This is a genomic window from Streptomyces sp. NPDC091281 (assembly GCF_044757425.1).
In the GTDB taxonomy this organism is placed as follows: domain Bacteria; phylum Actinomycetota; class Actinomycetes; order Streptomycetales; family Streptomycetaceae; genus Streptomyces.
Genome location: NZ_JBIVUY010000003.1, coordinates 313,456 through 327,839, shown reverse-complemented (window position 1 = coordinate 327,839; position 14,384 = coordinate 313,456). Strand labels below are relative to the sequence as shown.

Genomic DNA, 14,384 nt, shown 5'->3' with positions numbered 1-14,384 from the left:
TGGGTGGCGACGCGAGGGGTGGCGGTGCGGCGGGCGGGGCAGCGGGTGGGGGTCAGCGGCCCGGCAGCGGTGCGAGGCCGCCCGACTGGGCCGCGTAGTAGGGCAGATAGGCGTCGAGGAGGGCGTCGAGGTAGTCGGCGTCGGCGGTGCCCGCGCGGAAGTCCGGGACGAGGGACCGCAGTCGGGCCACCGAGGCGCGGGTGACGGCGGGGGAGCCGGGGCGGCGTACGTGCCGGGGCGTGGCGCGCAGCCGCCGTTCGATCGCCGCGACCACCGCCTCCACGGGCTGCGGCACGCCCGAGGCGACGTTCACGACCTCGCCGGTGACACCGTCCGCGAGCAGCCGCCCGACCGCGTGCACGAGGTCCGCGACGTCCAGCAGGTCGCGGTGCGCGCCCTCGTGGACGGTCACCTCGCCCGCCAGGACGTTCCGCACGAGGGTGGGCAGCAGTTGGTGCGGGCGCTGGTGGCGGCCCACGACATGGCTGAGCCGCAGCACGAGGTGCCCGGCGCCCGAGGAACGCACCGCGCCCTCCAGGGCCAGCTTGTGCCGCCCGTACTCGTTGGCGGGCCGCACCGGGTCGGTCTCGGCGGCCGGGCGGTCGGAGAAGCCGTACATGGCGAAGGAGGCGGTGGAGAAGAACAGCAGCCGCTGTCCGTCGCGCAGGCACTCGGCGAGGACGTCCTGGACGAGGCGGGCCTCCCGGCCGTACTCGGCGGCGGTCGTGGTGGACGTGCTGGAGACGCCGGAGGCGACGGCCGTCCAGCCGGGGAAGCGGTCGCCGAACGCGGCGTCCAGGTTCCGCGCGAGGAACCCCTCACCGATGATCCGCACGGCCCTCACCCCCGTCCGCGGCGGCGTCCGCCGGGCCCGCGACGGCGCCACCGGCGGGCACGGGCCGGGCGGTGAGCGGGTCCGGTCCGGCGAGGCCGGGCACCGTGCGCAGGGCGGCGACCAGGGTCCTCGCCTGCACGTTCACGTAGTGGCTGTGGCGCAGCAGTTCGCCGAGCTGGCGCAGCGACACCCACCGGAAGTCCGGCGGCGTCTCCTCGCCGTACGGATCACCCACGCCGCCCGCACCCTTGGTGTCGTCGGTGTGGTCGGTGTCGTCCACCGCGACGATCAGATAGCGGTTCTGCGCGTGCAGGAACCGTCCGCCCTCCTCCGACAGCACCGTGTCGTACAGCACCCGCTCCGGGCGGGCCTCCTCCACCGCGTCCAGGAAGCGGGGGCGTGAACCGGCGGGCAGATGGGCGTAGTTGCCGGGCGTGCACTGCACGGTCGGACCCAGCTCCATCACGTCGAGGTAGCCGGGTTCGACCCGTGCCTGCATCAGGCAGTGCGGGACGCCGCCGATCCGGCGCACCAGCATCGCGATCGTGCCCGTGCCGTGCGGTTCCAGCAGCGGCTGCGACCAGGACGCCACCTCCCGCCGCCCGGACACCACGTCCACCGGCACGATGCTGAAGAACAGGCCCCGCTCGTGGGAGATCCGGTCGTCCGCCCGGTGCCAGCCGTGCCCCTCCACCTCGGGCAGCGCCAACAGCCGTGTGTCCAGCTCCCGTTCGCTCTGCTGCCCGGTGATCCAGCTGCGCAGCGCCACGTCCGAGGCCGCCTCCGCCGCGCTCGCCGCCGGGGCGTGCTGCCAGTCCGGCAGGCAGGACAGCACCGTCCGGGCGTCCATGTTGACCAGGTTCTCGTACCGCAGCAGCAAACCGATCTGACGGAGTGTCAGCCAGCAGAAGTCCTCGCCCGCCTCCACCTCCGGACCGACCTCGACGACCATGTTCCGGTTGCGTTTGCGCAGGAACCACGAGCCCTGCTCCGACTGGAGCACGTCCGCCAGCACCCGGTGCCCGAGCGCGCCCGGCTCCCGGAAGCAGTCCAGGTAGGGCACCGACGAACCGCCGTGCACCCGCGTGTAGTTGCTCCTGGTGGCCTGCACGGTCGGGGAGAGCTGCACCCCGTTGACGTTGCCCGGCTCGGCCTTCGCCTGGAGCAGACAGTGCAGCACCCCGCCGATCTCCCGCACCGCGATGCCGAGGATGCCGATCTCGGGCTGCTGGATGATCGGCTGCCGCCACTCCCGCACCGGCCCGAAGTCGGTCCGCACCCGGAGCCCGCGCACCGCGAAGAACCGCCCGCTGCGATGCTCCAGATCCCCGGTGCCCGGCGCGAAGTGCCAGCCGGACAGCTCCGCGAACGTGGTCCGCCGCACCTGCTGGCCGTGGGCGCGGCGCCGCTCGTCCAGCCAGTCGAAGAACCGCACGTCGGACATGACCTCGCCGCCGGTCACGGTCGCCGAGCGGGCCAGCCGCGCGGCCAGGTCCGCGGCCGGCGCCGGGCCTGTGCGGGCGGAGCGGGGCGGGGGAGTCGTGGGGGTCCCCGCGTCGGGGCCGGTCAGGTTCAGGTGAGGCATCGCTGCTCTCCGTCGGTTCGATGGCGGCCCGCGGCGCGCGCCGCCGGCCGGGGGTCACCGCCGCGGGACGGTCGACCCGTTCCGGAAGGCGGCCGGGTGCCACGGGCGCCGGGGGCGCGCCGTCACCGGGCGCTCCGCCGCGGCAGGATCTCCCGCAGCAGCGGGTCGGGCATGCCGCGCGCCTGCCACTCCCGCGGATAGCCGAGCGACACCTCCCGGTGCGGCACCCCGTCGTGCCAGGTCGTGCGGGGGATGTGGAGATGGCCGTAGACGACCGTGGCGGCGCGGTAGCGGACGTGCCAGTCGTGGGTGGCGGTGGTGCCGCACCACAGCGCGAACTCCGGGTGGCGCAGGATGCGGGTCGGTTCACGGACCAGTGGGAAGTGGTTGACCAGGACGGTCGGCAGGTCCGGCGGGCACGCGTCCAGCCGCCCCCGCGTGTACTCCAGGCGGGCCCGGCACCAGGCGGCCCGGTCCGGCCAGGGGTCGCTGTGCAGCAGGAACTCGTCGGTGGCGACCACCCCGGCCCGCTCCGCCCGCGCCAGCCCGTCCGCGCCGCCGGTGGCACCCGGCGGCAGGAACGAGTAGTCGTACAGCAGGAACAGCGGCGCGATCACCACCGGCCCGTCCGGGCCCGCCCACCGCGGATACGGGTCCTCGGGCGTCACCACGCCCAGCCCGCGGCAGAAGTCCACCAGCCGCCGGTAGCGGGCCTCGCCGCGCAACGTCACCGGGTCGTCGGGGTGGGTCCACAGCTCGTGGTTGCCCGGCACCCACACCACCCGCGCGAACCGCCCCGCGAGCAGCCGCAGCGCCCACTCGACGTCGGCGGTGAGTTCCCCGACGTCCCCGGCCACGATCAGCCAGTCGGCGGGGCCGGACGGGCGCAGCCCCTCCACGACGGCCCGGTTCTTCTCGTAGGCCACGTGCAGGTCGCTGACCGCGAAGAGCCTGCCGCCCGGCACCGTGCTCACCGCCGGGGGCCCCGGCCGGTCGCGGACCGCGGAATCGTCGTACGGGACATGAGGGCTCCTCGCTGCGCGTCCGGTCTTCCCGCGCACGGGTCCGGCGCTGAGCTTTATGCCACCCGCCCGCCGCGCCGCACAACGCGTCACCGCCCCCACGGGCCAAGGACGGGGGAAACGACCAGACTTCGGCCCCCCGCCGCCGCCCCGGCGGCCCCGGTGCCCGATAGTGGCGGCAGGTCCGCACGGGCCGGGCCGGTCCGTCCGGTCCGGCCGCCGGACCCGGTGACCGAGCCACCGGCGCACCGCACCCGCCCGACGCGATGCCCCGCGCACCGCCGACGGCCGGGCCGCCCCCTCGACGGGCGGACCGCCGGACCATCGACGAAGGACGGACGAGCAGCGTGAGTGTTTCCCCCGCCGACGACGGCCTGTGGTGCCGGCGGTTCCACCCCGCCCCCGACGCCCCCCACCGTCTGGTCTGCTTCCCCCACGCGGGCGGCTCGGCCAGCTACTACCTGCCCGTCGCGGCCGCCCTCAGCCCCCGCGTCGACGTCGTCGCCGTCCAGTACCCGGGCCGCCAGGACCGGCGCGCCGAACCCCTCCTCGACGACATCGGCACCCTCGCCGACCGCGTCCACGAGGCGCTGCGCGGCTGGGACGACCGCCCGCTGACCTTCTTCGGGCACAGCATGGGCGCCCTCGTCGCCTTCGAGGTGGCCCGCCGCTTCGAACGCGACGGCGGCGGCCCCACCCGCCTCTTCGCCTCCGGCCGCCGCGCCCCCTCCCGGTACCGCGACGAGAACGTCCACCGCCGCGACGACGACGGGATCATCGCCGAGGTCAAGTCCATGAGCGGCACCGACGACCGGCTCCTCGGCGACGACGAACTCCTCCGCATGATCCTGCCCGCCCTGCGCGGCGACTACCGGGCCGTGGAGACCTACCGCGCCGAGCCCGGCGCCACCGTGGCCTGCCCGGTCTCCGCCCTCGTCGGCGACGACGACCCCAAGACCACCGTCGACGAGGCCCGCGACTGGGAGCGGCACACCACCGGCGGCTTCGACCTGACCGTCCTGCCCGGCGGCCACTTCTACCTCAACGACCGCGCCGCCGACGTCATCAAGCTGCTCGGCGAGCACATCGCGGCCCACTCCGCGCCGCAGAGCGCCTGACCCGCGACGCCGCCGCCCACCGCCCCACCGGAAGGAGCACCGAGCCGATGCCCCAGCACAGGACCGCGCGTCCGCCCGAACAGCCGTCCGCCCCCGATCCCGCCACCGACACCGCCCCTGCTCCCGCCCCGCGCACCGGCCCCGTCGTACGGGTCGTGCGGGGCGCGGCCAGCGAGGAGGAACTCGCCGCGCTGACGGCGGTCCTGCTGGCCCGCGCCGCGGGCCGCGACCGCGCCGCCGGCCGTCACGACGGCCCCGGCCGGCCGCTCACCGCCGCCCGCTGGAGCCGCCTGGAACGGCGCCCCTACTACCGTTCGCCGCTGAGCTGGCGCCTCGACCCGTGAGCCGTACCCGCCCCGCCCCGTCCCCCGGCCCGTGCGCCCCGCCCGTCTCCGGCGCCGGGGTGCTCAGGCCGCGCCCTGCGGGCGCACCTCGCCGCCGGACGTGAGCGGCGGTTCGTCGGGGCCGAGGCCGCCCGATCCGGCGAGGACGGCCGCCAGCCCCGACCGGCCCGACGTGGAGGTCTTGCGGTAGCAGCTCGTGAGGTGCTTCTCCACCGCCCGCCGCGACACCCCGAGGGCGTCCGCGATGGCCTGGTTCGTCAGCCCCCCCACCGCCATCCGCGCCACCATCCGCTCGGCGGGCGTCAGATGCGTCGACCGGCCCGCCGCGCCGACCGCCGTCGGCCCCAGCAGCTCCTGCGCGCGGGCCGCGACCGCCGTCGACCCGCACTCCACGGCGAGTTCGTACGACCGGCGCAGCGCCGCCTGCGCCTCGGCGGCCTGCCGTGCCCCGACGGCCTCGGCGAGCCGCAGCAGCACCGTGGCCCGCGTGTGCAGGTCGGCGGAGTCCTCCAGCACCCCGGCGGCCTCCCGCAGCAGCCGCGGCGCCGCCCCCTTGCCGGTCACCGCGGCGTGCAGCGCCAGCGCCCGGCCCAGTCCCGCCGGGGCACCCCAGGCGCGGGCCAGTTCGAGGTGCTGCCCGCTGACCTGCTCGGCCCGCTCGGTGGCACCGGTCCGGTGCAGCGCGCGCGCCACCCAGTACGCCGACGGCGCCACCACCGGGTTGCGCCGACCCGCCCGGTCCAGGGCGTACCGGGCGTCCAGGAAGTGCTCCACCGCCCGGTGCGGCTCGCCGCGCTGCTCGGCGGCGATCCCGCGCACCAGCATGAGCAGGCCGGTCAGCTCGCCGTTCTCGTGCAGCCCGCGCAGCCGTTCCGGCAGCGCGTCCGCGAGCGCCGGATCGCGGGTGCGCAGCGCCACCATCACCGTGACCAGCGCCGACAGTGTGCTCAGGTCCTCCGGACCCACCAGTGAGCAGGCCTGGACGGCGTGTTCGCGGGCCGCCGCGCACCGGCCGCGGGCCAGCAGCACGAGCGCCTGCTCGCTGCGGATCACCGACTCCTCCAGCCGCCCGCCGCGCCGCTCGGCGTCGGCCAGCGCGGTGTCCAGCCACGGGGAGACGCCGTCCAGCGCGTCGGCCGCGACCAGCACCGGCACCAGCAGCGGCAGCACCGTGTGCACGTGCGCGGCGCGGGCCGGTTCGTGGTCCAGCACCCGCCGGGCCAGCGCCGCCACCGCCGCGGCGGTCCGCGTGCCCGCCACGGTCGTCGCGTGCAGCAGCGACACCACCAGCTCGCGCCGCCCGCCGCCGTCGAGCGCGGGCCGCTCGCCCAGCCCGGCCAGCCGCTCCCCGGCCGAGGCCAGTACCGCCGGGTCGTTCTCGCACAGGTGCCGCAGCCGGGCCTCCAGCCGCAGCACCAGCGACTCCCGGTCGTCGGACCCCGTCACCCCGTCCGCCCCCGGCGCCCGCCCGACGGACACCTCCGCGTACCGCGCGCGCTCCACCGCACCGGGAGCACCGGAACTCCCTTGGCCCTCCGGGCCGTTCGCACCCTGGTCGGCTCCAGCGGCTTCTGCGGCCGGACCGGCCCCGGCAGTGGTGTCGCCTCCGGCGGACTCCGCGTCCCGCCCGCCGCCCACGTCCCCCGTCCGCTCCAACGGCGTACCGGCGCCGCCCAGTTCCTGCGCGGTCTGCCGCAGCAGGTCGCCCAGCGACAGCAGGGTGACGCCCGGCACCACCGGGGTGAGGGCGGTGAGCGCCTGCGCGCGGGCCACCGGCCCCGGCAGCAGCGGGAACGCCTGCGCGACGTGCCGGATCGCCACCGACGGCGCGAAACTCCGCTCCACGGTGGCCAGTTCCACCAGCAGCCGGGCGCGCGCCGCCGTGTGCGGGAGGGCGTCGCGCAGCGCCGCCCGCAGATAGCGGGCCGCCGTCTCCGGATCGCCCCGCCGCAGGGCCGCCCCGGCCGCGTCGCGCAGCGCGGCCACCGCGTCCACGTCCAAGTGGGTGGTGGTCGCCAGCAGATGCGCCGCGACCCGTTCCGGCGTGCCGCCCCGGTAGCGCAGCAGGGCGGCGGCGCGCTGGTGCAGCCGGTTGCGCTCGCCGGGCGGGGTGGCCTCCTCCACCACCTCGTGGACCACCCGGTGCGCCAGCCGGGGCACGCCGCCGTCCCGGGTGACCAGGTGCAGCCGCCGCAGCCGCCACAGGCCGTCCTCGCGGTCCACCGGGTCCAGCCCGGCCACCTCGCCGATCGAGCGCGGATCGGCGTCGTCGCCGAGCACCAGCAGCGCGCGGGCGACGGCCGGTACGGACGGCGGCTGGCCGCGCAGGCACAGCAGCAGACGCCGCCGCAGCAGGGGCGGCACCAGCGCCGCCGTACGCTCCGCCTGCTCCGCCACCGGGGCGACGCCGCGGGCCCGGCACTCCTGGAGCAGCGACACCAGGTGCAGCGGGTTGCCGCCGGACGCGGTCAGGCAGGCCGCCGCGAACTCCGGTTCGGGGGCCGCCTCCAGCCGTTCCACGACCAGCGCCGCCACGGAGGCCGCGCCGAGCGGGGCGGGCCGCAGCGTGTGCTCGGCCGCGCCCAGGAACCGGTCGCCGGGCGGCGGGGCGGCGGCTTCGCCCTCGCACACCGTGGCCACCACCAGGATCCTGCGGTGCGCGACCTGCCGCGCCAGGTGGTCGAGCCAGTCCAGGGTGGCCTCGTCCGCCCAGTGCAGGTCGTCGACGAGGAGCACCGCCATCCGGTCGTGACTGATGTGCTCCATCAGCGACAGCAGCGCCCGCGGGACCGTCGCGGAGTGCTGCCGGGGCGACTCGGGATCGCCCTGGAGGAAGGCCAGCGCGGGCCGGGCCGGTCCCGAACCCCAGCGCGCCACGAAGGCGCTGGAGGACACCACGGGCTCCAGCAGTTGGCGGGCGACGCCGAGCGACAGGTCCTGTTCGGCGGGCGCCGCGTACGCCCGCATCACCAGCGGGCGCGGCGCCCCCGCCGGACCGGCCGCCGAACGGGCCGCCAGTTCACCGATCTCCGCGAGCAGCGCGGACCTGCCGATGCCCGGGGGGCCGCTGATCACGACGAGGGACCCGCTGCCCCGCGCGGTGATCCGCAGGGCCTCGGCCGCCACTCTCAGTTCGTTCTGCCGCTCAAGCAGCATGTCGGCAGCCTTCTTTCACGGTCCGGTCGGGCAAGGGGTGCAAGGGGTGCAAGGGTCCAGCGGGGGGCGCAGGCGCGCAGGGGGAGCGTGGAGCGCGGGGGAGCGGGAACGGCCGGGGCGGGGCGGTGACACGGTGTGCTCCGGGCCCCGTCGTCCGAGGCGCCGCCGCGGGTCAGGGCGGCACCCGTCCACCGCCGTCCCCGGCGGCACCCGGCCCGGGGCCGCCGCACCGCGCCCACGTCCCGCGCCGCACCCCGGCGACCTCCTGGGCCACCAGCGCCCGCGCCGCCCGCCGTCCCGCCGCCGTCCGGCCGAACCGGTGCGGCCCGCCCTCCCCGGCACGGTCGGACGGCTGCCCGGGGACACCGAGCCGGTGCCGCGACTCGGCCCACACGTAGGCCGAGTCGCTGCCCCAGCGCCGCGCCAGCCGCATCTCCTCCGCGAACAGTTCCTCGGCGCGCTCCCGGTCGCCGTGGCCGAGCCGGGCCAGCGCGGCGAGCGAACGCCACGGCACCCACGACGGGTTCGCCCACCCGCGCGCGGCGAGCCGGCGCCCGCACTCCTCGGCCTCCGCGAGCGCCTGCCCCGGCCGCCCCAGGCAGAGCCACAACTGGGCGCGCGCGTACAGCAGTTGAATGGTCGGACTGCTCTCCTCGGCGCCGGACGGCAGCTCCTCGGCGGCCAGCCGGGCCGCCTCCTCGTACCGCTCCCGGGCCACCAGCAGCCGCAGTTCGGCGGCGCGCAGGGTGGTGAGCCGGGTCGGATGCCACAGGTGCGGCGGGACCAGGTCGCGGGAGGCGGAGAGATCGTGGGCGGCGGTGTCCGGGTCGCCCGCGCGCAGGTTGAGGTGCGCGCGCAGCAGCAGCCCCAGCGCGACGAGGGAGGGGCTGCGGCGGCGGCGGGCCTCCGCGAGGGTGGCGTCCAGAGCGGTACGGGCCGTGCCGTGGCCGTCCGCGAGGGACAGCGCGCAGCAGGCGGTGAGCCGGGGGAACAGGGCACCGTCCAGGGGCGTGGTGCGCAGCACCTCCCGGCACATCTCCGTCACCGCGGCCGCGTCCTCCCCGCGCACCGCCTGCCGCCACGCCCGCGCGACCAGCACCGCAGCCCCCACGGCCGGACCCGGCGCGTTCCCGGACCCCGCCGGGGCCACAGCGCCGCCGCTCCACAGATCCCCGGTCTCCCCGGTGGGCGCTCCCGGCCCGGCCGCCCGCGCCGCGCCCCCGGTCACGGTCCCGGCGGTGCCCCCGGTCGGCGACCCGAGCGCCGTCGCGGCGGACCGGGCGCCCCGGTACCAGGCGTCCGGCCCCCGCGCGACCGAGCCCGGTACGCCGCGCGCCAGGAGCAGGTCCGCGGCCGAGGTCCGCACCAGCGGCGCGGGCGCCCCGGACAGCAGTTCGGAGATCCGCCGGTCCGCGGCCGCAGGCGCCGTGATCGTGTACGCCTCTGCCGCCTCCAGCAGCACCTCGGCGCGCTCGGCGGGGGCCAGCGGTTCCCGCAGCGCCCGCTCCAGCAGCTCGGTCGCGCCGGTCACCTCGCCGCGTCCCAGCAGCCCGCGGGCGGCCCGGCGCAGCACCGGCGGCACCCACGGCTCGCCGAGCGGCACCGTGGTGAGCAGCAGTCCGGCCAGGGCCTCCTCGTCGGCGTCGCAGCGGTGCGCCCAGCGGGCGGCCTCCGTGTGCAGCCGCCGCCGCGCCTCGCCGTCCACCCCGGCGAGCAGACCCGCCGTACGGTCCGTCAGACGCGGCCGGGGCGGATCGCGGAAGTCGATCAGCCCGCTGACCCGCAGCTCCCGCAGCAGACCGCCGACGCGGCTGCCGTCGAGGCCGACGAGCGCGGCCACCCGCTCCACCGGGACCAGTCCCCGGCTCACCGCGAGGCCGCGCAGCAGCGCCAGTGGTCCCGGTGTGAGCGCGGCGGCCGACTCGGCGGCCCGCTGCTCCCGCGCCGTGCCGACCGCGCAGGCGAACCCGGCGCGGGTCCGTTCCTCGGTGAGGTCGCCCGGTTCGCGCCGCAGTTCGTCCAGCGTGTGCCGCAGCAGCCACGGGTTGCCGCCGCTCAGCCGGGCGGCCCGGGTCCACCAGGCCGTGTCCGACGGGGGCGGCGCGGGGACGCCCGCGTCGGCGCACAGGGCCTGCGTCGCGCCCGGACCCAGGGGCCCCAGCTCCAGCAGCAGGCCCCGCCCGTCCTGGAGGGCGGCGGCCTGGTCGAGGAGTCCGGCGCAGGCGTCGGGGAACTCGCCGCGCGCGCCGGTCACGGTCAGCAGCACCCCGAGCGGCGCCGCGCCGAGCCTCCGCAGCAGCCCCGCGAGCACGTCGAGGGACCCGGCGTCCGCCCACTGCACGTCGTCCACGGCGAGCAGCGTCGGCCGGTGCGCCACGGCGAGCAGGGCCCGGCACCGCACGGCCCCGGCACACCCGGCGCCCGTGTCCGCCGCCCAACCCGCCGCAGCGGCGGCGGAGCCGCTGAACCCGGCGGTCCCGGCGGTCGCGGAGGAGCCCGGGAAGCCTTGGTGCCCGGCGGACCCGCCGGAGACGACCGCCGCGACCCCCGCTCCGGTCGGGCCCGACAGCCCCGACAGCCCCGACAGTCCCGTCAGCGCGGGCGCGGCGGCTCCCGCGGCGCGGGCGGGCCGCGCCAGCAACTGCTCGACGACGCCGTACGCCACGTCCGTACGCGACGGCGAGCCCTGCGCGGTGAGCACCTGGACGCCCACCGAGCGGGCCAGGGCCGTGCCGCGCCGCAGCAGGCGGCTGCGTCCGCTGCCGGGGGTGCCGTGCAGGACGGTCACGCCCGAGGTCCCGGAGGCGAGCCGCGTCACCATGTGCAGCAGCGCGGCCTGTTCGGCGTCCCGCCCGTACAGCGGGGCCAGCCCGTCCCGGTCGGCCGTGGCCCGCAGGACCGCTCCCGCGGCGGCGGTGCGGTGCCCGGTCGGCGCGCTCACCCGCGCTCACCACCCGTCCGGCGCGGCGCGGCGCCGGGCGCCTCCAGGATCGCGCTCAGATCGTCCCGCCCGCTGACACCGAGCTTGTGGTACGTGTGCGTCAGGTGCAGCTCGACGGTGCGCCGGGTGATGTAGAGGGCCTCGGCTATCTCGGGGTTGGAGTGGCCCGCCATCGCCAACTCGGCGACTCTGCGCTCCCGTTCGGTGAGCGCGTCGCCGGGGCAGGCGGTCTGCCGGCGGGGCCGCCCGCCCGCCTCGGCGAGCCGACGCCGGACGGGCTCGGCCGCGTCCCCGGCTCCGCAGCCGGTCATCAGGTCCAGCGCGGTCCGCAGCCGGGGCCGGGCCGACGCCGGGACACCCGCGTCCAGCAGGGCGACCCCCAGGGCCTGTTCGGCGCGGGCACGCAGCAGCCGGGCGGGAGAGTCCGCGAGCCGGGCGCACGCCTCGTGCAGCAGCGCCAGACCGGCCGGTCCGGGCGTCGCCAGCCCGCGGGCCAGCAGCACGGCCCCGGCGGCACGCGGCGAGCGGGCAGCGCCGTCGGCACCGTCACCGTGGTCGCGGTCGTCGCCGCTGTGCTCGGCGGCGACGTGCCGGGCCGCGGCCGGGTCGCCCAGCGCGGTGAGCAGGTCGGCCGCCTCCAGCCACCAGGGCAGCGCCGTCAGCGGGGCGGCGGCGCCGTGCCCGAGGGCGCGCCCGGCCGCGCGCAGCGCGCGCAGCGCCCCGCGCGGGTCGCCGTGGGCGCGCCGGACGGCGGCGACGGCGCTCCAGTACAGGGGGTGCAGGTAGAAGAGGGGCCGCAGTTCGGCCGCGCGGACCTCGGCGAGGAGGGCCGCGGCGGCGGTGGTCGCGCCGCGCTGCGCGAGGACGTACGCGAGGACCACGGCCGGCGCCACGCCCGGCCCGCCGCCCCCGGCGAGGCCCCGGGCGCGCCGTCCGTCGCGTTCCGCGCCGGGCAGGTCGCCCAGGCCGCAGCGCACCAGCGCGCGCACCAGGTACGCCTGGACCCGGCTCGGGTCGGGGCCGCCGCGCGCCGGGTGCCGCAGCAGTCCGTCGAGGATGTCGAGGGCGGCGGTGGGGCGGTCGGCGAGCTGGGCGGCGAGCGCCGACGCCACGCGCGTCAGGTCGTCGAGCGGGGTGCCCGCGCGGTCGGCCGGGCCGGGCGGCGCCTCGTGCGCCGGACCGGTGCCGGGCGGGTTCGTGGGCCGTCCGCCGAGTGCCGACAGCACGGCGCGCACCACCTGGAGCCTCCGGCGGCCGGGTCCGGCGCAGGTGCCGGTGGCCGGGCCGCCGGACTGGGAGCGCTCCCCGGTCCAGGGCGCGGTCGCGGGCAGCAGCGCGCCGCTCAGCAGCAGCGCCGCCTCCAGGCCGGGACGGCGGTCCTCGGGGACGGTGACGGTGCCCGGTGCGGCGGTGCGGTCCAGGACGCGGGCCAGCAGTCGCGCGGCCTCGTCGGCGTGGCCGAGGGCGAGGAGGGCGTCGGCGTACCGCCGGGCGACGCGGGCGAGTTCGGGACCGTCGGCGCAGGTGGCGAGGAGCGCCCCGAGGTGCTGGAGCGCGACGAAGGGGTCGGACTCGGCGAGCGTGTCCGCGAGCCGGGCCCGGACGCGGCGCAGGGTCCGGCCGTCCTGGTCGGCGCCGAGGTCGAGGGCGTGCGAGAGGTACCGCACGGCCGCCTCGGGGGAGTCGGTGTCGAGGGCGGCGGCGTACAGCGTCTCCAGCATCCAGGGCGCGGCGCCGTGACGGACCCGCAGCAAAACGTCGGCGACCTCCTGGGGGGGCCGTCCCTCGTCCTCCAGCAGGCGGGCGGCGCGCGCGTGCAGCGGGGTGCCGTCGTCCGGGCCGCGGCGCCGCTCCGGACCGGGGGCGGGTACGGCCGGGTCCGGGCGCCCCTCGGCGGTGAGGGCCCGCCGCGCGGTGAGCTGGTCGAGGCTGCGCCGTACGGCGGGTTCGGGCAGCCGGGTCAGACGGCTGACGAGTTCCGGTTCGGCGCAGCCGAGGACGGTGACGGCGGACAGCACGGTCGACGCCGAACGCGGCAGCGGACCCGGACCGGCGGTCGCGGCCCGCCGCGGTCGCGGAACGCGGCCGTCCGCCCCGTTGCCCGCCCCGGCGTCCGTCCCGGCGGTCGTCTCGTGCCGGTCGGCGAAGGCGAGGACGGCGGCGGGCAGTCCCGCGGAGTGCTCCAGGCACCGGCGCAGCAGGGCCGGTTCGGGGCGCCTGCCCAGCCGCCGGGTGAGGAGTTCGGCGGTCTGCGGGGCGGTGAGGGGCGGGAGTTCGGTGGTGGTCCACGCCGGGTGGGTGAGCAGGGCGCTGAGCGCGGGCGGTTCGGCGTCGCCGGTCGCGGTGGGCACGGTCACCAGGAGCAGCAGGGGCAGGTCCGCGGCGCGGCGCAGGACGTAGCCGAGGGCGCGCAGGGTGTCGGGCCGGTCGAGGTGGGCGTCGTCGGCGGCGAGGACGACGGGGCCGCGCCGGGCGAGGCCGAGCACGGCCGCGTGCAGCTGGTGCGGGCTGGCGGCGTGCGGGCCGCCGTCGCTGCCGAACCGTTCCGCCACCGCGTCGTTGCCGTCCGGGGTGATGCCGAGGTGGTCCGGGGCGGCGCCGGGCCGGGTGCGCCAGGTGCCGTCCGCCGCTCCCGCTTCGAGGACGGCCGCCCAGGGGGAGACGGACCGGCAGAAGGTGTCCAGGAGGCTGCTGCGGCCGATGCCCGCGGGCCCGGTGAGCAGCACGGCGGGAACGGGGGACGCGCCGGTGCGGGAGGCGTGCCGGATGAGGGCCGAGAGGTGGGCGCCGCGGCCCACGAGGGGCGCGGCCCGCTCCGGGCCGGTGCGCGGGCGGGGGGCGCCCGCGGCCAGGGCTAGGTTCACGATGCCACCGGGTGTTCTGTGGGGACGGACACGTGAGGGGCGCCGCGCGCCGGAGTGGTGCGGCCGGGGTCGGTGAGGGGGACCGCACGACGGGCGCGGCGGTACGCGGGACGGCGGGACGTCGTGGGGAGCCCAGGGGTGGAGGGCGGAGCGCCTTGGCCGCCGGGTGGGCGGCTGCCGGGCCGGTGTCCCGCACGCGTCACGGTACGCATACAGCCTCGGAATTGTAGCCGATTCGGGTTCTCTTCCCGCTCTGGAGAGGGAAAGTCCGGGAACTCGCGAATACGGGTCCGGTGACGTTGTCGCTCATGCTCTTCGGCCTGGTCCTTTCGCCAGATTTTGCCGGTTTCGGGAGTGCGGGAAATGAAGCCGGGTGACGGTCCTGGATTTGTTGAGCATTACACGGCCGGGGGTGGGGTGATTGCCGCTGGAATGTCCCTGGCATACCCGTCGCGCCCGCAACCGCGGCCGGGCGGGGGACCGTCCCATTCCGGCCGCCGCGAATATGCGGGGCGGCAC

The 14,384-nt window shown here is 78.0% G+C and carries 8 protein-coding genes; 2 read left to right on the top strand and 6 right to left on the bottom strand.

Annotated elements, in window-relative coordinates:
• Positions 1-52: 52 nt before the first annotated feature.
• The 3 genes from ACIQPQ_RS09825 to ACIQPQ_RS09815 form a co-directional block, all read right to left on the bottom strand.
• Positions 53-835: an NAD-dependent epimerase/dehydratase family protein gene (locus tag ACIQPQ_RS09825; RefSeq protein ID WP_383778617.1), complete on the bottom strand. Its 783-nt coding sequence runs from the start codon at positions 833-835 to the stop codon at positions 53-55.
• Positions 819-2,420 carry an NDP-hexose 2,3-dehydratase family protein gene (locus ACIQPQ_RS09820; RefSeq protein ID WP_401302086.1) on the bottom strand — a complete coding sequence of 534 codons (1,602 nt, stop codon included), beginning with the start codon at positions 2,418-2,420 and terminating at the stop codon, positions 819-821. The genes ACIQPQ_RS09825 and ACIQPQ_RS09820 overlap by 17 nt, the downstream gene beginning before the upstream one ends.
• A gap of 122 nt (positions 2,421-2,542) precedes the next feature.
• Positions 2,543-3,394: a metallophosphoesterase family protein gene (locus ACIQPQ_RS09815; protein ID WP_401302083.1), complete on the bottom strand. Its 852-nt coding sequence runs from the start codon at positions 3,392-3,394 to the stop codon at positions 2,543-2,545.
• A gap of 395 nt (positions 3,395-3,789) precedes the next feature.
• Between ACIQPQ_RS09815 and ACIQPQ_RS09810 the strand changes: the two genes are divergently transcribed.
• Together ACIQPQ_RS09810 and ACIQPQ_RS09805 are read left to right on the top strand one after the other, a co-directional pair.
• A complete protein-coding gene (locus ACIQPQ_RS09810) occupies positions 3,790-4,560 on the top strand; it encodes a thioesterase II family protein (protein ID WP_401302080.1) in 771 nt (256 codons plus the stop codon).
• A 47-nt stretch (positions 4,561-4,607) separates the two neighbouring features.
• Complete coding sequence (locus ACIQPQ_RS09805; protein WP_401302077.1) at positions 4,608-4,904, top strand: acyl-CoA carboxylase epsilon subunit; 297 nt, start codon at positions 4,608-4,610, stop codon at positions 4,902-4,904.
• A 63-nt stretch (positions 4,905-4,967) separates the two neighbouring features.
• On the opposite strand, the gene ACIQPQ_RS09800 is transcribed toward ACIQPQ_RS09805, so the two are convergent.
• From ACIQPQ_RS09800 to ACIQPQ_RS09790, 3 genes are all read right to left on the bottom strand, one after another.
• Positions 4,968-8,060, bottom strand: a complete 3,093-nt coding sequence (locus tag ACIQPQ_RS09800) for an AAA family ATPase (protein ID WP_401302074.1) — start codon at positions 8,058-8,060, stop codon at positions 4,968-4,970.
• Positions 8,061-8,232: 172 nt separating this feature from the next.
• A complete protein-coding gene (locus tag ACIQPQ_RS09795) occupies positions 8,233-11,001 on the bottom strand; it encodes an AAA family ATPase (RefSeq protein ID WP_401302071.1) in 2,769 nt (922 codons plus the stop codon).
• On the bottom strand, positions 10,998-13,865 hold the full coding sequence (locus tag ACIQPQ_RS09790; protein WP_401302068.1) for a LuxR C-terminal-related transcriptional regulator: 2,868 nt from the start codon (positions 13,863-13,865) through the stop codon (positions 10,998-11,000). The genes ACIQPQ_RS09795 and ACIQPQ_RS09790 overlap by 4 nt, the downstream gene beginning before the upstream one ends.
• Positions 13,866-14,384 lie beyond the last annotated feature (519 nt).